Below are 17165 nucleotides of genomic sequence, written 5' to 3'. Positions count from 1 at the left end.
GACTTAGTATTTTTATAGACTCAGCATTTTCAGCTTATCGAAGTAGTCAGGGAATGTCTTTGATGTACAACCTGGATCATTGATCGTCACCGGGGTGTCACTCAAAGCAACCAACGAGAAACACATCGCCATACGGTGATCATCATAGGTATCGATCGCCGCATGTGTCAGTTGAGTAACAGGGTTAACAATGATGTAGTCTTCACCCTCTTCGACTTCAGCGCCGACTTTACGAAGCTCTGTTGCCATTGCCGCTAAGCGATCCGTCTCTTTCACACGCCAGTTGTAAACATTGCGGATTGCGGTTGTTCCCTTAGCAAACAAAGCCGTTGTCGCAATTGTCATCGCCGCATCTGGAATATGGTTATAGTCCATATCAATGCCTTTTAGCTCACCACAACGAGAGATAACGTAGTCATCACCCCACTCGATTTCAGCACCCATTTTCTCAAGTGCATCAGCGAATTGGATATCACCTTGGATACTGTTTTTGCCAATACCTGTCACTTTAATCTCGCCACCTTTGATAGCAGCGGCTGCAAGGAAATATGACGCAGATGATGCATCACCTTCAACCAAGAAATCACCGGGTGCTATGTAAGATTGCCCAGTTGGAATCACAAATTCTTGGTAGTCATTGTTGATAACATCCACACCAAATTGCTTCATGATATGCAGCGTAATATCGATGTAAGGCTTAGAAACCAATTCACCTTCGATTTTGATGGTCACTTCGCCTTCAGCTAAAGGTGCAGCCATCAAAAATGCCGTCAAGAATTGACTAGAGATAGAACCATCGATTGAAACCGTACCGCTTTTAAGGCCAGTACCCGTGATCTTCAATGGTGGGTAATTTTCGTTTTCTAGGTATTCAACGTCGGCGCCGGCTTCTTGCAGTGCAGTCACTAAGTGACCGATTGGTCGCTCTTTCATGCGAGGCTCGCCAGTAAGAACGTATTCACCGCGACCTAAACAAAGTGCAGCAGCCAATGGACGCATTGCTGTACCCGCGTTACCTAAGAAAAGCTCTAGGGCTTTGTCACTTGAGAATGCACCACCAACACCAGTCACTTCACAAACCGTTTTGTCTGCAGACAACTGATAATCAACACCTAACTGTGTTAATGCATTCAACATATGACGAATGTCATCACTGTCTAGTAAGTTTGTTAGGCGAGTTGTTCCCGTTGAAAGTGCAGCCAAAAGAAGCGCACGATTAGAAACACTTTTTGAGCCAGGTAGGTTAACTTCCCCGCTCACTTTCTGAATTGGTTGTAACGTAAGGCTTTCCATTAGTTCTTATAGTCCTTGTACCACCCGAAGTCACTGGCGCGTATTTATTTTCGGGTGATGAATAATTCTTCGTACTTGCAGACTAACGAACTTTTCCAACGAACTCCAGAGCTAATCCCCTCGATAAAGGCGATTAATTAGCCAACCAAACATATTTATATACTAGTACGCTAGATCGACTCGAACGCTATCTGAAAAATAGAGAATCCGCACATCATCACCTCTATTGAACAACATCGAATTGTCAACGTCTTGAATGATGTTAACCAGTTTGTCATCCTTGGTTTTAACCAATAATTCAACGAGTTTATATTCCACCCGATATTGCGTATTACCGCGATTACGAGCGATCCCCGCCCCCGCTACAGCACCAACCGCCGTTGCGACTTCTTTTCCTGTGCCGCCACCAAATTGATTACCAACCAAACCACCAATTGCCGCACCCAACAAGGTTTCCCAACCATTCGCTTTAGACTCTACGATCTCCTGTTGGGTAATGTACCTGACCGTATCAACCTCACCGTAAACGACCTCATTCACTGGTCTGGCTTGGTTTCTGTTGTAAGCTGCATTTGCCAACATGGGCAAAACAAGTAAAATCCAAAGCAACTTCTTCATGGTAAAACTCCTAAAGACCTCTTGGTCAGTGATTAATCTGTAATGCGGTACTTATGACTATATACCTAACCGAACTTGATACTACTAGTATAGAGTTTCCTTCGCCCTTCGACGCGCTTGATGAACCCAACGGTCTACTCGCGTTCGGTGGTGATTTGTCACCCATACGAATTCTGAACGCTTATAGCCAAGGTATATTTCCATGGTATGGCCCAGGAGAGCCTATACTTTGGTGGAGCCCTGCACCGCGAGCGGTATTTAATCCTAAGACATTCGAACCATCAAAAAGTCTTAAAAAATTTCAAAGAAAGCATAATTACCGTGTCAGCATCAACCAAGCGACGGACAGAGTAATTGGTTATTGCTCTTCACTGAGACCCGAAGAGGAAACTTGGTTAAACAATGACATGCAAGCAGCCTACCGTGAACTCGCTTCATTAGGGTTCTGCCACTCAGTTGAGGTTTGGCAAGATGACGACCTGATTGGCGGGCTTTATGGGTTACAAAGAGGCCAAGTCTTTTGCGGTGAATCGATGTTCAGCCTGAAGACTAATGCCTCTAAAATTGCGCTATGGTACTTTTGTGAGCACTTTACACAATTCGGCGGACAACTCATTGATTGCCAAGTCATGAACCCACACTTGGAATCCTTGGGCGCTATCGAGGTTGATAGGGATGAATTCCTAAGTTCTCTTCGATTACTCAAAGAAACGTCCGTTAACGATGCATGTTTTAAAAAACAATGGCTAAAGGAAATGCCTTAATGAATCCAGATTTACAACAAATCAGAATTGGATTAACAGACAATCACGCTTGCAGTTACTTACCCCATCTAGAAGAAAGAGTGGCAGTCACGCTTGATGAACACATGCACACCGCAGATAACTATGAAGTTCTACTTGCGAATGGATTTCGCCGCAGTGGAACAACCATTTATAAACCACATTGCGATAATTGCTCATCGTGCCAAGCGATTCGACTATCAATTCCCGAGGTCAAGTTTTCCAAGAGCCAACGACGAATACTCAACAAGGCCAAAGCGCTGCGTTGGGAGCTGAAAGATGAAATGGATGACAACTGGTTTGACTTGTATAGCCGCTATATCACCGCTCGCCACCGTTCGGGAACCATGTATCCACCGAAGAAAGAAGAGTTTCTGCATTTTTCTAAAAATGAATGGCTTGCTACAAAGTTCATGCACATCTATGATGAGGGGCAGTTAGTCGGCATTGCCGTTACAGACATCATGTCTCACTGTACGAGCGCGTTTTATACCTTCTTCGACCCTGATATCGACATTTCCATGGGAACTCTTGGCGTTCTATTCCAGATCCAACATGCCCAGAAAGAACAAAAACAATGGTTATATTTGGGTTATCAAATCGATGAATGCCCTGCGATGAACTATAAAGTACGATTTCAACGTCATCAAAGGCTAGTAAATCAGCGGTGGCGAGGGTAGAATACGCGACAACTTTACATATTTTGATTTTAACGGCACAATCAAGCCGTTGAAAACCGCCAAATTTCGAAAGAGGATTAGATGGCTAAAGAAGACGTAATCGAGATGCAAGGCACTGTCCTTGATACTCTACCAAACACAATGTTCCGTGTTGAGCTTGAAAACGGTCACGTAGTGACAGCACACATCTCTGGTAAAATGCGCAAGAACTATATCCGTATTCTTACTGGTGATAAAGTAACTGTTGAGATGACTCCATACGACCTTTCTAAAGGCCGCATCGTCTTCCGTGCTCGTTAATTTTTAATTACCGAATACGATAAGAAGCGGAGCCCTTAAGGCTCCGTTTTTTATCGCCTGAACTTTTTACCACTCCAACAACACCAACCTAGCATCTCGCATCTCGCATCTCGCATCTCGCATCTCGCATCTCGCATCTCGCATCTCGCATCTCGCATCTCGCATCTCGCATCTCGCATCTCGCATCTCGCATCTCGCAAGCATAAAAAAACGCACAACCGAAGTCATGCGTTTATTATCGTGATTAGCTGTACCGCGCTCTCAATAAGCAGTCAGCAACAGCTTAAGCTGTTAAGAAATAGGCTTAATGCATAACCTCTTCTTTAGCACCAACATAGATGAAATCTAGATCGTCTTTTATCAGGGATACTTTAACCGTACCGCCGTCAACCAAACTACCAAACAGTAATTCATTAGCAAGAGGCTTTTTAAGCTTCTCTTGAATCACTCGTCCCATCGGACGAGCGCCCATGGTCTTGTCATAGCCTCTTTCAGCTAACCAATGACGAGCATCCTCAGAAACCTCTAAAGATACGCCACGAGCGTCCAGTTGGACCTGAAGTTCAACAATGAACTTATCAACAACTTGGCTTATCACACTTGGATCAAGGCTATTGAACCAGATGATATTATCAAGACGGTTACGGAACTCAGGAGTAAATACCTTCTTGATTTCGCCCATCGCATCTGGCGCATGATCTTGTTGGATCAAACCGATCGATTTCTTCTCGGTTTCAGCAACACCAGCGTTGGTCGTCATCACTAGGATCACATTACGGAAATCCGCTTTACGACCGTTGTTGTCGGTTAGCGTGCCGTTGTCCATCACCTGTAATAACAAGTTGAAGATATCTGGGTGAGCCTTCTCGATCTCATCAAGTAGCACAACAGAGTGTGGGTTCTTGATGACAGCATCGGTCAACAGACCACCTTGATCATAACCAACATAACCAGGAGGAGCACCGATCAAACGACTCACAGAGTGACGCTCACCGTACTCAGACATGTCAAAGCGCAACAGTTCAATACCCATCAACTTAGACAGCTGTACAGTCACCTCTGTTTTACCTACACCAGTAGGACCAGCGAATAGGAATGAACCAACAGGTTTATTGTCTGCACCCAATCCTGCACGAGTTAGCTTAATGGCTTCACTCAATACATCGATCGCTGGGTCTTGTCCGAATACCAACATTTTCATGCGGTCATCCAGTTTCTGCAGCGTATCTTTGTCTGAAGATGATACTGATTTTTCAGGAATACGAGCCATTTTCGCAACCATTGACTCAATGTCAGCCACGCTTACCGTTTTTTTACGACGGCTTGCTGGCGCCAAACGACTACGAGCGCCGGCTTCATCAATCACGTCAATTGCCTTATCAGGAAGGTGACGTTCATTAATGTACTTAGCTGATAATTCCACTGCAGCACGCAACGCTTTATTGGTGTAACGCACTTCGTGGTGAGCTTCGTATTTTGGCTTCAAACCAATCAAAATCTTGGTTGTATCGTCTAGCGATGGTTCGATAATATCAATTTTCTGGAAACGACGAGCTAAAGCACGCTCCTTTTCAAAAATACTGCTGTACTCTTGGTATGTCGTTGAACCGATGCAACGTAATTTTCCGCTGCTTAATAACGGTTTAATTAGGTTTGCTGCATCCACCTGGCCACCCGATGCTGCACCTGCACCAATAATGGTATGGATCTCATCAATGAACAGGATAGCGTCTTCTTCTTTCTCTAGTTGCTTGAGAATCCCTTTAAAGCGTTTCTCAAAGTCACCACGATATTTTGTTCCCGCAAGCAGTGAACCAATATCCAAAGAGTAAATCACGCTGCTCTGAATAATTTCAGGTACTTGGCCTTCAACGATGCGCCATGCAAGACCTTCAGCGATAGCAGTTTTACCCACACCCGCCTCTCCCACTAACAGAGGGTTGTTCTTACGACGACGACACAGAACTTGAACGGTACGTTCTAACTCTTTATCACGACCGATTAGTGGGTCAATGTTACCTTGCTTCGCTACTTCGTTAAGGTTGGTCGCAAAATTTTCTAGACGATCTTCTGAGTTAGCTTCTTCGGCATTCTCTGCACCACCAAATGAATCAGGAGATGAACCGCTATCGCCTTCATTACTGCCTTTGGTAATACCGTGTGAAATGAAGTTCACTATGTCTAAGCGGCTAATGTCGTTTTTCTTAAGAAGATACGCCGCATGAGACTCTTGCTCACTAAAAATAGCCACAAGTACATTTGCACCTGTTACTTCACTGCGACCTGAAGATTGAACATGAAAAACAGCGCGCTGAAGTACTCGTTGAAAACTTAGCGTGGGCTGGGTTTCACGAGTCTCGTCGCTTTCAGGGATAAGTGGGGTCGTTTGGTCGATAAAAATATCGAGCTCATTGCGAAGAGCATCGAGATCAGCCTGACAAGCTTGGAGCGCTTCCTTGGCCGCATCATTTTCTAATAATGCTAGTAGGAGGTGTTCGACAGTCATGAATTCATGTCGCTTGTCTCGCGCACGAGAAAATGCGCCATTTAAACTCGTCTCTAATTCTTTATTTAGCATAAGTACCTCCTAAGGGAACAACAGTGTTGTTCGAGCAATTTATACTTGCTCCATTGTACATAGTAGCGGATGCTCATTTTCCTTTGAGTACATCGTTACCTGCGCTACCTTTGTTTCCGCTATTTCAGCACTGTATGTGCCGCAAATAGCTTTACCGTCATAATGAACCTTGAGCATCACTTCCGTTGCTTTTTCGATATCTAGTGAGAAAAATCGCTCTAGGATCTCGATTACAAAGTCCATAGGCGTGTAGTCATCGTTATGTAATACAACGTTATACATTGCCGGTGGCTTTACTTTCGTTCTCTCTTTCTCCAGTAAATCTGAGCCTGGAGATGCCCATTCAAAGTTTCTACTCATATTAGCTTTGCTAAGGGTTATTTTTTGGAAGTCGTGGATGTTTAGTTGACTCAAACTTACCACATTCACGCATTACGGTGTACTAAGAAACTGCACCAAGAAACAGTACCAAAAAATATTCCTCTATACTGAGCCTAATCCACCATTTCCATCGCTGCAAATAAAAGATCTCGATTAACAGGATTAACATATGTGATTGATTAAAAAGACACCATAACTATTGATGGTGCCGATAAGATCATCGTTAAGTTACTATTTAGTTAATAGTATGCCGTCAATCTCGAATGTGATTTGTTATTAAAATTGATCATTTTTATACCAATTTGCTATTGACTGTACTCAATCATTAGCTACATTGGAGCTAAAAGGTTTTTCTGATACAAATTCGTAACACGATTCTAGACCTAGTAATACGCGTTAAAAATTAATAATAAGGAATAATTACGCAGGGTAGCGTTAATTTCCGTAAGCAATGTACGAGATTCAAGCTATTAGCTGAAATTCTTTAGTTGATAGGAATAATATCAATCGAACTTACATTGATTTGATATAACAACGTTAGTAACAAAATGCATGAGGGATGTATAGCATGGCTACAGGTACAGTAAAATGGTTTAACAATGCCAAAGGGTTTGGCTTTATTTGTCCAGAAGGTGAAGACGGCGATATTTTCGCGCACTACTCCACAATACAAATGGAAGGTTATCGAACCTTAAAGGCAGGTCAGCAGGTCGACTATGAAGTAGAAAGTGGACCTAAAGGCTCCCATGCTAGCTCCGTTGTTCCTGTAGAGGGCAGCGCCGTTAAATAGGCGATTGCCAGATCATGTTGTTGACCTCCATCAGTCCGATCTAATGGCTGATAGGTAAGCAAAATATTGAAACCGCTCATTCGATACCTGTAATACAGGATTAAATGAGCGGTTTTTCGATCTGGGAGCTAAAAACTTGCTCACAGTACAATTTTCTCACAGTACAATTCGCGCGAGCGATGTTTACACCCCCAAGGTACTTCTAGGCCTAGGAAAGCATTATGAATAAAAAAAAGACGCTTTAACGTTGTCGTTAAAGTGTCTTTCGTTTCGGCTTTGTCTATGACTTAATTGTCAAAGCAAGCTACTCGTTAGCAACCCAAATCTATGACTTGCTAACGATAAGTCTAATCATTATGCGTCAATGAATGCGTTCAATGTTGAACTTGGACGCATTAGTGATGAAACCAGAGCATCATCAAGTAGGTAATAACCACCTAAGTCGCCAGCTGGACCTTGAGCGTTATTCAGCTCAGCAACAATAGCTTCTTCACTTTCAGCCAATTGAGTTGCAACACCTGCGAACTCAGCAGCAAGGTCAGCATCAACCGTTTGCTCAGCCAGCGCTTTCGCCCAGTATGCTGCAAGGTAGTAGTGGCTACCACGGTTATCAAGCTCACCTACTCGACGTGAAGGAGATTTGTTTTTGTCTAGGAATTCACCCGTCGCTTTATCAAGTGCATCAGCGAGAACTTGTGCCTTAGCATTCCCCGTTACTACGCTTAGGTGCTCTAGAGATGCCGCTAGTGCCAAGAACTCACCAAGAGAGTCCCAACGCAGATGGTTTTCTTTTTCTACTTGTTGCACGTGCTTAGGCGCAGAACCGCCAGCACCTGTTTCAAACAGACCGCCGCCATTCATTAGTGGAACAATCGACAGCATTTTAGCTGACGTACCAAGCTCTAGAATCGGGAACAAATCAGTTAGGTAATCACGTAATACGTTACCTGTAACCGAAATAGTATCTAGACCTTCTTTGATACGAACCAATGAGTATTGAGTTGCTTCAAGTGGCGCAAGAATCTTAATTTCAAGGCCATCAGTATCGTATTCAGGAAGGTACGCTTCTACTTTCTTGATAAGTTGAGCATCATGCGCTCGTGACGCATCTAGCCAAAATACCGCTGGAACGCCCGAAGCACGAGCACGTGTAACCGCTAGCTTAACCCAATCTTGAATCGGTGCATCTTTAACCTGACACATACGGAAGATATCGCCTTCCTCTACGTCTTGCTCAAGAAGCACTGAGCCTGAAGCGTCTACAACTTGAACCTGACCCGCAGCTTCAAGGATGAAAGTCTTATCGTGAGAGCCGTACTCTTCCGCTTTTTGAGCCATTAGACCAACGTTTGGTACACTGCCCATCGTTGTTGGATCGAAAGCACCGTTCTCTTTACAGAAATCAATAACCGCTTGGTAGATGCTCGCGTAGCTGCGATCAGGGATCATAGCTTTTGTGTCTTTTTGCTTACCTTCTGGATCCCACATTTGACCAGAAGAACGCAGCATTGCAGGCATAGATGCATCAACAATGATGTCGCTTGGAACGTGTAAGTTAGTAATGCCGCGATCCGAATCAACCATCGCTAATGGTGGTTGAGTCTCGTATACCGCTTGTATGTCAGCTTCGATTGCTACTTTTTGATCCTGAGGAAGTGCAGCAATTTTTGCGTATACATCGCCAATGCCGTTGTTAACATCAACACCGAGTTCTTCGAACAGCTGACCGTGTTTAGTAAACACGTCTTTGTAGTAAACCTTAACCGCATGACCAAAGATTACTGGGTCCGATACTTTCATCATCGTCGCTTTCATGTGAAGAGAAAGCAGTACACCTTGCTCTTTAGCCGATGCAATCTCTTTCTCGAAGAACGCAACCAAAGCGGCCTTGTTCATCACTGACGCATCAATGATCTCTTTATCTTGCAGTGCAAAAGCAGGCTTCAGTGTTTTCTTCGCGCCATCTTTGCCAACGAATTCAATGCTCACTTCTGTAGCACCTTCAATCGTTACTGATTTTTCGCTACCGAAGAAGTCTTTGTCGTCCATGCTTGAAACGTGCGACTTAGAATCTGCAGACCATGCACCCATTGAGTGTGGATTTTTCTTCGCGTAGTTCTTAACAGAAAGTGGAGCTCGGCGATCCGAGTTACCTTCACGTAGTACGGGGTTTACTGCACTGCCTTTGATTTTATCGTAAGTCGCTTTAACGGCTTTCTCTTCGTCAGTGTTTGCTTCTTCTGGGTAATTAGGAAGTGCGTAACCTTTTGACTGAAGTTCTTTGATTGTTGCTTGAAGTTGAGGTACAGATGCAGAGATGTTTGGAAGCTTGATAATGTTCGCTTCTGGTGTTTTAGCCAATTCACCAAGTTCTGCTAATGCATCACCAATACGTTGCTCTTCGTTCAGGTAGTCAGGGAAGTTGGCAATAATGCGCCCTGCAAGTGAAATGTCGCGAGTATCAACGTTAATACCAGAAGAAGCCGTAAAAGATTGAATGATAGGCAGCAGAGAGTAAGTTGCTAGCGCCGGAGCTTCGTCAGTAATGGTATAGATGATCGTTGGTTTTTCAGTAGGCATGAAATTTCCCTATAGTTCTTACAAGCTCACTTAAAGCAGTGAGAGTGTTATAAATTGACCAGTAAGCCACTCTGAGAGTGAAAACTGCTTACTCGATAGTCGTACTCTATCTTATTTTTCATGCAATCTTGATGACAGCATGAGCCAAATCCGTGAGTGCATTGTTTTAATAAAAGAGCCAGTTATAATAAAACACGAAGGTATAATTAAACAAATCAGGCTTAAGAGTCCATCAACTTGTTCTATTTTGTGTCTTTTAGGCGCGCAAATGATAGCTCAATTCCGTTTCCATGAAAACTTTTCGGCACACTTCGTTTACATTTTTGCAAGGTAGTTAACATGTCTACTCGCTCACGCAGCGCATCTCGTTCAGACAAACCGGCTCGTTCTGGTACCACATTAAAACAAAGCGGTAATAGACAGAATCAACACAGTGGCAAAAATGACACTGGCAGTTCACACAAAAAACCGCACTCCAGCAAACACCGATATAAAGGCAAACCTACCAACGCAAAGCCTAAGGTAGCACCCGAAGATCGCAAAGTAATTCTGTTCAATAAGCCTTTCGATACTCTCAGCCAGTTCACTGATGGCGAAGGTAGAAAAACGCTAGCGGATTTTATTCCCGTAAAAGATGTTTATGCTGCTGGTCGCTTAGACCGCGATAGTGAAGGTTTATTGGTCTTGACCAATGATGGCGTCTTTCAAGCGAAATTGACTCAGCCAAACTCAAAGTCGCCCAAGACTTACTGGGTACAGGTCGAAGGGGCACCTTCTGAGAAAGATTTAGATAAATTGAGAAAAGGTGTTGAACTAAAAGATGGTATGACATTGCCTGCAGAAGTAGAAGTGATGCAAGAACCTCAGGTTTGGGAAAGAACTCCTCCTGTACGCTTCAGAGCGGCGATACCAACAACATGGTTAGCGATTACCATCATCGAAGGACGTAACCGTCAGGTAAGACGAATGACGGCAAACATAGGCTTTCCTACCCTGCGTCTAATCCGCTACTCAATGGGCAATATGAACGTGGGTCAGCTTCAGCCAGGTGAATGGAAAGAGATTTAGCTGTTACTGATACAGAAAAAGTACCAATATAGCAAAAGCGAGACTCTTATTAGTCTCGCTTTTTTTGTAGATGAAGATTGATTACTCTTGGTCTATCATCCATTTACGGAATTCTTTGCGTTCTTGCTTAGATGCTTTGATATACCAAGCCTGCAATTGCTCAACATTCTGTGCGTCAGCCAGTTTCACCGGTTTCTGAGCTTTGCCACTTGTCTGTGCTGTCGTATTGTCTACCACAGAAGCTAATACCACTGCTTCCGCTGGTTTATCAAGTAACACGCCATCTTTAAAATAGACTGCCTTACTTGCATTATGCTCAGCCAGTCGAGACTCTAGACCGCCAAACGGTGCAAAACCGGGCTTACGTTCAATGACATCCTGTTGATATTTAATGGCGACATCATCCTGCAAAACGACCCATGATGGATTCACAGCTTCAAAGACCTTCTCCGCTTCCATATAGCTACGTACTTTTGGAGACTTAATTTCAACCTCTTCACCAGTAACATCAAAATTCAATACATAAGGTGCCGAAGAGTAAACACCGCTGTTACCAAATTTTTTATCAAAACGAACTAAAACCTGGTTAAAACCCTCATTAATCTGGTTTTCACTGATTTTGTTTTGAGCAGCTTGACCATTAATGTACAGAATTGATACGCCTTTCTGAGGCGTTAGAGTAGCGGCACTTACACTGCCAATAACGCTTGTAAGTAAGCCCAAAGCTAACAATACTTTCTTCATCATGTCTCTCTTTCAAATCGAATAAACTGTTCTTTATCCTAACAAAAAAGCCACCCTAAGGTGGCTTTTTTTCTAAAACTCGATTACGAGGTCATTAGAATGATGCTTCAACACCAATTGCTAGACCAGTATCTGTTTTGTAGTATTTTGCACCTTTGTCGTTAAGACGTTTTGAATCGTAGTCAATACCACCGACTTCCGCGTACACTTTAGTGTTTGGTGCGATTGCGTAAGTAGAGTTAACGAACCAACGATCTTCTTCTTTAACTTTATCGTCGTGGTCACCGATTGAGTAACCAGTGTTGAAGCCCCAAAGACCCATAGTGTAACCTGCAGCAAATGCGATTACAGAGTTGTCATCGTTCGCAGTATCAGAGTTTACACCGTAGTATGCTGTAGATAGGTAAACGTTCTCGATACCAGAGAATACTAGCTCAGCACCGTAACCTTGGTGATCGCCTTTTGCTACGTTAGTATCGAAATTAGCAACGAATGCAGAAACATCGAAATCAGCAAAACGGTAACCCATACGAGCATCGAAGTACTCAGTATCTTTACCTGGCTCTTCTTTGTTGTTCTCGCCATTTACTTTGTCTTGCACGTAACCTAGAGTTGCGTATAGAGCGCCATTGTCGTAATCGTAACGAACAGCTTCGTCAGCACACTCGTTAGTTGCGTTGTCTAGAAGTGTAGAGATACCGTAAGCTTCATCTTTACCAATACCTAGATCATCAACAGCAGTACATAGGCGACCAAACTTGATTGAACCGAAAGTGTCGTTGTATGCCGCTACGTAAGTATCACCATTGCGAGTTTTTTGAGCGTTTGCGTTCTCAGAACCGTTGAATTCCCAGTAAGCGCCAACTTTCCAATCTTCGTTTACCATGTACTTGATATCAAAACCGAAGTCAGCGTCTTCGATTTTTTGTTCCATTGAAGAACCTTTTTTGTACTCGTTGCTGTATACAACTTCGATGTCGCCTTTAAGGTCAACAGAAACGCCGTCTTGGTTGTAAATTTCGATTGCTGCGTTTGCAGAACCAGCTGCTGTCATAACTGCTAGAGCTAATAGAGTCTTTTTCATAATAAATCCACTGCCTTTTCTAAGAATGGGAGATCCTTGCCCGGTTCCCTTTTATTTTTTATGACTGGTCATTACTACTCTTTGGTAGTTAATCACCGCCACTAAATTTCGTGGTCTAGATTGCAAAAGATTATCCTGCGTGTCAAATAAACTAAAAACAAACCTAAAAAAAACAAAAATACATAAAAATCATATGTTTACATTTTTTTTCATCATTTTACGAGCAACTTACCCTTAAATTTAAAGGGAAATATAATAGCCCAAATAAAGAACAATTCAGTATAATAATCCGCACATTTAGATTTAAAGCGTGATTTACAGAACTTAACACCTGCATTGTGCGATTTTTTAATATATATATTTCGTAACATAAATAAAATCGTTAAGTTCCTGAAGGTTCAGTTTTTTTTTGTGAACGAGATCTACCTTTGATTCAAAAGCAAGCTATTTTGCGGTAAATGTACCGACTAGTGATATGTGCTACTATCCTCGCTCCGTTACGTAGGTCACAGTATGCTAACTACTAAAATTCAAAATTCTATCCGCACCAGTTATCAAAACCTCCAAGATCAGTTGGATAACTTTGTACCTCGACGTGCTCAAAATTACCTTGTTGCAGAAATAGCGAAGACACTTTGTGGTCAATACCACAAAAGTAATCGCATGATTGTTGCTGAAGCAGGTACCGGGATCGGGAAGTCACTGGCTTATTTAATGGCAACAATCCCTGTCGCCGTGCTCAACAATCGTAAAATCGTCATTTCAACAGCGACCGTTGCGCTACAAGAACAGCTCGTCAATAAAGATCTCCCTCTATATAGACGACTTACTGATAGAGAGTTTTCTTTCATCTTAGCGAAAGGAAGACAGCGTTATTGTTGTACAGAGAAGTTGGCCGCTGCGTGTGGGGTTGATGGCGGTCAAATAGCCATGTTCGAGTCCAAACCAAAAAAGAAAGACATCGAGCAACTGCAAACCATGTACCGCAGCCTCACCCAAGGTAAATGGGATGGCGACCGTGATTCGTGGCCAAAACCTATCGACAACATGATTTGGCAGATGATTGTCAGTGATAAGCACAGCTGTAACAACAGTATGCCTACGCACAGAGACTGCCCTTTCCAAAAAGCGCGTTCAGAGCTAGATAAAGCAGACGTGATTATCGCCAATCACAGTTTAGTGATGGCTGATGCGGACCTAGGCGGCGGTGTGATACTGCCAGAACCAGAAAATAGCATCTATATATTTGATGAAGCTCACCACTTGCCACACGTAGCGAGAGATCACTCCTCTGCTGCCGCAAGCTTAAAAGGTGCTGCCTCTTGGTTAGAGCGTTTGAATCAATCGATCACTAAGCTTTCTGGGCTAGCAGACGAGAAACGTGTTCATAGATTTAGAAATGAGTTGCAAGACTCAGTACAACAACTGATCCCGACTCTGACTCAAATGAGCAAACAGTTTGACGCTAACCACTTTGAAGATGGCTTGTATCGCTTCGAGCATGGTGACTTACCTGAATGGTTAGAAAGCGAATCGAAAGATCTCAAACAATTAACGCAAAAGGCGAGCCAAGCCGTAGCAAAAATTGCAGACTTGATTGCAGAACGAGTTAAAGACGGAGAGCTTTCAGCAAAGCTTGCAGAGCCTGCGCTTGCAGAAATTGGCTTTTATATACAAAGAACAGAAAACCTTGCTCAAGTTTGGCGATTAATGGCTGAGCCTAAGAGAGAAAAAGGGGCGCCTTTGGCTCGTTGGCTTGAATTAAGCAAAGAAAGCGAGGGGGACTTTGTTGTTAATGTCTCACCATTAGAAGTCGGTTGGCAACTGGATCAGCAAATCTGGAGTCGTTGTGTTGGTGCAGTGTTAGTATCTGCGACCATGAGAGCACTCAACTCTTTCAGCTTTTTTTGTCATCAATCAGGTATCAGCCAAAAAGCAGAAGATGGCGTACAATTTCTTGCTTTGGCATCGCCGTTTGATTATCAGAACCAAGCTGAATTAGTGGTACCTGCAATGAAGTACGAACCACAAGCACCTCAGTTTACCGAATATCTTATTGAAATTTTGCCTAAGGTAATAGAAGACAACAAAGCCAATCTCATTCTATTCTCTTCTTATTGGCAAATGAACCAAGTGGCCGAAGCTTTGGCAACAGATTTCGTTAAAAAGTCGTGGGCGTTACAGGTTCAGGGGGATACCTCACGAACTGAAATCCTAAAAAAACATAAAAAGCTCATAGACCAAGGTAAAACCAGCATTCTTTTTGGAACGGGTAGCTTTTCTGAAGGTCTTGATCTGCCTGGCGAGCTGCTTGAAAACCTTGTTATTACCAAGATTCCTTTTGGTGTTCCTACCTCACCTGTAGAGCGGGCACATTCAGAATATATTGAATCTCGTGGCGGTAATCCTTTTATGCAGATTACTGTTCCAGAAGCGAGTAAAAAGCTTATTCAATCTGTGGGTAGATTGCTGCGTAAAGAACGAGATTCTGGTAAAGTCACGATCCTTGATAGACGCATAGTCACGAAGCGATATGGAAAGTCCCTACTCGATTCGCTACCGCCTTTTAAAAGAACAATAAAATACTAATTTTCCTACCCTCGTGGTAGTTATGGGCCTGCCATCGCTAGGCCCTTGCATTCACAACCCAGCATGACTAATCCCTCGATTCTTCATGTGGCTGCCCTATCAGCCGATAACGAGAACACTAGCTATTTATGGAAATGATTGAGCCAACCATGTTGGTCATACTTGCCTTGGTTGCATTTTCTGCAGGCTTTATTGATGCTGTCGCCGGTGGCGGAGGGATGTTAACTGTACCAGCTTTGCTATCGCTTGGTTTACCGCCACACATTGCACTCGGCACTAATAAGCTGGCCGCAACATTCGCCTCATCAACAGCCGCTTTTACTTACTATCGCAAGAAGCTGTTCAAACCTGAATGTTGGGTCAATGCATTCATATCTACTTTAATAGGTGCAACAATCGGCACCCTGACTGTTGATGCCATAAGCACAGAGTGGTTAGAGAAGGTATTACCGCTAGTCATTCTTGCAGCAGCGGTCTATACCATTTTTCATAAGACTCCAGATGTGAGCCATAATGTGTCTCCTAAACCGTGCCCGGTACTCAAGAGAAAGCAAAAGTACCAAGGATTCATTCTCGGCTTTTATGATGGTGTTGCAGGCCCAGGAACCGGCGCTTTTTGGACTGTGAGCTCAATGGCGCTTTATCGTCTCAATATCTTACTGGCTTCTGGTCTATCTAAAGCCATGAACTTTACCAGTAACTTTACGTCTTTGGTGACCTTCGCGATTCTTGGGCATATTGATTGGGTTCTTGGTTTAACCATGGGTCTTTGCTTGATGGCTGGTGCATTTGTTGGAGCACATTCTGCTATTCGTTTCGGCGCTACATTTATACGCCCTGTTTTTGTTACTGTTGTAAGCGTACTTGCAATTAAACTGGCTTACGAAGCGTGGTTTGTAAACTTATAACCACCAGCAAACGGGAAGCAAAATGAATCATTTTTCAAAGCTAAAAAGTATTATTGATACCTTGATTGGCCATTGCTCTCAAGTTGACAAATCGCGTGGTGCTTATCATCAAGCCTTGTTTGATAGAACCTTATTTAAGTGCAGCTCTTCTATTTTACTGCCCTACGCACTCGAAACTCAGGCAACGTACAACACTATTGTTCGAGAACAAGCGACAAATCAACTTACCGCATCTCGGGCCAACTACCTGACAGAAAAACTCACTAATCAGATAGCTGCAATCCAAAGAGAGTTAGCCAACCATGATTTACGGTTAGATCGAAAAAGTAAGTCAGGGAAAAACCTTAACGACCTATACAACGAGCTCGCTCAGCACCAAGATTGGCAAAAGCGATTGGTCGATTTAGTACGAATACGCAAGTTAGCGTTTGAATCTGCGCCTCGCCACAGTAAGAAAAAAGCGGACGAGGCTTGGCAATTAGCAAAAGAACGATTAGAACGCTGCGAAGACTCCATGAAAAATATTGAAAGACTGATCAACTTAGAGAACCCTAAGCGAAATGAGCACTGATAACCCATCATCACCACTGGATAACGCCCCAGAAGAAGTTAAGTTAGCTGTCGACCTGATCTATCTGCTCGAAAGCAACGAAATCGACCCAAAGGTTGCGTTAGAAGCAATTAAGATTGTCCAACAAGATTTACAAGCCAAACTAGCATCTAGCATCTAGCATCTAGCATCTAGCATCTAGCATCTAGCATCTAGCATA

16 protein-coding genes are annotated in these 17165 nt (G+C 43.2%); 9 read left to right on the top strand and 7 right to left on the bottom strand.

The genetic code is table 11. From position 1 onward, the window contains the following. Positions 1 to 12 precede the first annotated feature (12 nt). Entirely contained in the window at positions 13 to 1293 is a 1281-nt protein-coding gene (gene aroA / locus K08M4_RS05395; protein WP_086049110.1) for a 3-phosphoshikimate 1-carboxyvinyltransferase, read from the bottom strand. 162 nt (positions 1294 to 1455) lie between these two features. Further along, complete coding sequence (locus tag K08M4_RS05390; RefSeq protein WP_086049109.1) at positions 1456 to 1911, bottom strand: outer membrane lipoprotein; 456 nt, start codon at positions 1909 to 1911, stop codon at positions 1456 to 1458. A 53-nt stretch (positions 1912 to 1964) separates the two neighbouring features. On the opposite strand from K08M4_RS05390, the gene aat reads away from it, so the two are divergent. The 3 genes from aat to infA all read left to right on the top strand — a co-directional run bounded on the left by aat (position 1965) and on the right by infA (position 3673). After that, a complete protein-coding gene (gene aat, locus K08M4_RS05385; protein ID WP_086049108.1) occupies positions 1965 to 2675 on the top strand; it encodes a leucyl/phenylalanyl-tRNA--protein transferase in 711 nt (236 codons plus the stop codon). Further along, the gene (locus tag K08M4_RS05380) at positions 2675 to 3373 is read left to right on the top strand and encodes an arginyltransferase (RefSeq protein ID WP_029223914.1); all 699 of its coding nucleotides are present in this window, start codon (positions 2675 to 2677) and stop codon (positions 3371 to 3373) included. Before aat ends, K08M4_RS05380 begins: the two co-directional genes overlap by 1 nt. Before the next feature lie 81 nt (positions 3374 to 3454). Beyond that, positions 3455 to 3673 (top strand): translation initiation factor IF-1, encoded by a 219-nt coding sequence (gene infA, locus K08M4_RS05375; RefSeq protein WP_001040192.1) that lies wholly within the window; start codon positions 3455 to 3457, stop codon positions 3671 to 3673. Between the two features lie 304 nt (positions 3674 to 3977). On the opposite strand, the gene clpA is transcribed toward infA, so the two are convergent. Both clpA and clpS read right to left on the bottom strand, forming a co-directional pair. After that, positions 3978 to 6251: an ATP-dependent Clp protease ATP-binding subunit ClpA gene (gene clpA, locus K08M4_RS05370; protein ID WP_086049107.1), complete on the bottom strand. Its 2274-nt coding sequence runs from the start codon at positions 6249 to 6251 to the stop codon at positions 3978 to 3980. A 39-nt stretch (positions 6252 to 6290) separates the two neighbouring features. Next, positions 6291 to 6611, bottom strand: a complete 321-nt coding sequence (gene clpS / locus K08M4_RS05365) for an ATP-dependent Clp protease adapter ClpS (protein ID WP_086050387.1) — start codon at positions 6609 to 6611, stop codon at positions 6291 to 6293. 589 nt (positions 6612 to 7200) lie between these two features. Between clpS and cspD the strand changes: the two genes are divergently transcribed. Next, the gene (gene cspD / locus K08M4_RS05360; RefSeq protein WP_009846336.1) at positions 7201 to 7422 is read left to right on the top strand and encodes a cold shock domain-containing protein CspD; all 222 of its coding nucleotides are present in this window, start codon (positions 7201 to 7203) and stop codon (positions 7420 to 7422) included. Positions 7423 to 7776: 354 nt separating this feature from the next. Here the strand turns inward: cspD and K08M4_RS05355 are convergent, their stop codons facing one another. Then, positions 7777 to 10002 carry an NADP-dependent isocitrate dehydrogenase gene (locus K08M4_RS05355; protein ID WP_086049106.1) on the bottom strand — a complete coding sequence of 742 codons (2226 nt, stop codon included), beginning with the start codon at positions 10000 to 10002 and terminating at the stop codon, positions 7777 to 7779. Positions 10003 to 10341: 339 nt separating this feature from the next. Between K08M4_RS05355 and K08M4_RS05350 the strand changes: the two genes are divergently transcribed. Further along, a complete protein-coding gene (locus tag K08M4_RS05350; protein WP_086049105.1) occupies positions 10342 to 11070 on the top strand; it encodes a pseudouridine synthase in 729 nt (242 codons plus the stop codon). An 81-nt stretch (positions 11071 to 11151) separates the two neighbouring features. Here K08M4_RS05350 and K08M4_RS05345 read toward each other — a convergent pair whose 3' ends face one another. Next, complete coding sequence (locus K08M4_RS05345) at positions 11152 to 11817, bottom strand: YccT family protein (protein ID WP_232460221.1); 666 nt, start codon at positions 11815 to 11817, stop codon at positions 11152 to 11154. Positions 11818 to 11908: 91 nt separating this feature from the next. Further along, on the bottom strand, positions 11909 to 12898 hold the full coding sequence (locus tag K08M4_RS05340; protein ID WP_086049103.1) for a porin: 990 nt from the start codon (positions 12896 to 12898) through the stop codon (positions 11909 to 11911). A 513-nt stretch (positions 12899 to 13411) separates the two neighbouring features. Here K08M4_RS05340 and dinG point away from each other — a divergent pair. The 4 genes from dinG (at position 13412) to rsmS (ending at position 17126) form a co-directional block, all read left to right on the top strand. Beyond that, complete coding sequence (gene dinG / locus K08M4_RS05335) at positions 13412 to 15487, top strand: ATP-dependent DNA helicase DinG (protein ID WP_086049102.1); 2076 nt, start codon at positions 13412 to 13414, stop codon at positions 15485 to 15487. Positions 15488 to 15615: 128 nt separating this feature from the next. Continuing rightward, positions 15616 to 16395: a sulfite exporter TauE/SafE family protein gene (locus K08M4_RS05330; RefSeq protein ID WP_086049101.1), complete on the top strand. Its 780-nt coding sequence runs from the start codon at positions 15616 to 15618 to the stop codon at positions 16393 to 16395. 22 nt (positions 16396 to 16417) lie between these two features. Next, the gene (locus K08M4_RS05325) at positions 16418 to 16966 is read left to right on the top strand and encodes a primosomal replication protein (RefSeq protein ID WP_086049100.1); all 549 of its coding nucleotides are present in this window, start codon (positions 16418 to 16420) and stop codon (positions 16964 to 16966) included. Next, positions 16956 to 17126 carry a pleiotropic regulatory protein RsmS gene (rsmS, locus tag K08M4_RS05320; RefSeq protein WP_086049099.1) on the top strand — a complete coding sequence of 57 codons (171 nt, stop codon included), beginning with the start codon at positions 16956 to 16958 and terminating at the stop codon, positions 17124 to 17126. Before K08M4_RS05325 ends, rsmS begins: the two co-directional genes overlap by 11 nt. The last annotated feature ends 39 nt before the right edge of the window (positions 17127 to 17165 follow it).

This window comes from Vibrio syngnathi (assembly GCF_002119525.1).
Taxonomy (GTDB): Bacteria; Pseudomonadota; Gammaproteobacteria; order Enterobacterales; family Vibrionaceae; genus Vibrio; species Vibrio syngnathi.
This window is presented reverse-complemented; position numbering and strand designations above follow the sequence as displayed.

Bases quoted from the DNA above. Each gene is read 5' to 3' on its own strand.
- aroA (WP_086049110.1), bottom strand. From the start codon at position 1,293: ATGGAAAGCCTTACGTTACAACCAATTCAGAAAGTGAGCGGGGAAGTT.
- K08M4_RS05390 (WP_086049109.1), bottom strand. From the start codon at position 1,911: ATGAAGAAGTTGCTTTGGATTTTACTTGTTTTGCCCATGTTGGCAAAT.
- aat (WP_086049108.1), top strand. From the start codon at position 1,965: ATGACTATATACCTAACCGAACTTGATACTACTAGTATAGAGTTTCCT.
- K08M4_RS05380 (WP_029223914.1), top strand. From the start codon at position 2,675: ATGAATCCAGATTTACAACAAATCAGAATTGGATTAACAGACAATCAC.
- infA (WP_001040192.1), top strand. From the start codon at position 3,455: ATGGCTAAAGAAGACGTAATCGAGATGCAAGGCACTGTCCTTGATACT.
- clpA (WP_086049107.1), bottom strand. From the start codon at position 6,251: ATGCTAAATAAAGAATTAGAGACGAGTTTAAATGGCGCATTTTCTCGT.
- clpS (WP_086050387.1), bottom strand. From the start codon at position 6,611: ATGAGTAGAAACTTTGAATGGGCATCTCCAGGCTCAGATTTACTGGAG.
- cspD (WP_009846336.1), top strand. From the start codon at position 7,201: ATGGCTACAGGTACAGTAAAATGGTTTAACAATGCCAAAGGGTTTGGC.
- K08M4_RS05355 (WP_086049106.1), bottom strand. From the start codon at position 10,002: ATGCCTACTGAAAAACCAACGATCATCTATACCATTACTGACGAAGCT.
- K08M4_RS05350 (WP_086049105.1), top strand. From the start codon at position 10,342: ATGTCTACTCGCTCACGCAGCGCATCTCGTTCAGACAAACCGGCTCGT.
- K08M4_RS05345 (WP_232460221.1), bottom strand. From the start codon at position 11,817: ATGATGAAGAAAGTATTGTTAGCTTTGGGCTTACTTACAAGCGTTATT.
- K08M4_RS05340 (WP_086049103.1), bottom strand. From the start codon at position 12,898: ATGAAAAAGACTCTATTAGCTCTAGCAGTTATGACAGCAGCTGGTTCT.
- dinG (WP_086049102.1), top strand. From the start codon at position 13,412: ATGCTAACTACTAAAATTCAAAATTCTATCCGCACCAGTTATCAAAAC.
- K08M4_RS05330 (WP_086049101.1), top strand. From the start codon at position 15,616: ATGGAAATGATTGAGCCAACCATGTTGGTCATACTTGCCTTGGTTGCA.
- K08M4_RS05325 (WP_086049100.1), top strand. From the start codon at position 16,418: ATGAATCATTTTTCAAAGCTAAAAAGTATTATTGATACCTTGATTGGC.
- rsmS (WP_086049099.1), top strand. From the start codon at position 16,956: ATGAGCACTGATAACCCATCATCACCACTGGATAACGCCCCAGAAGAA.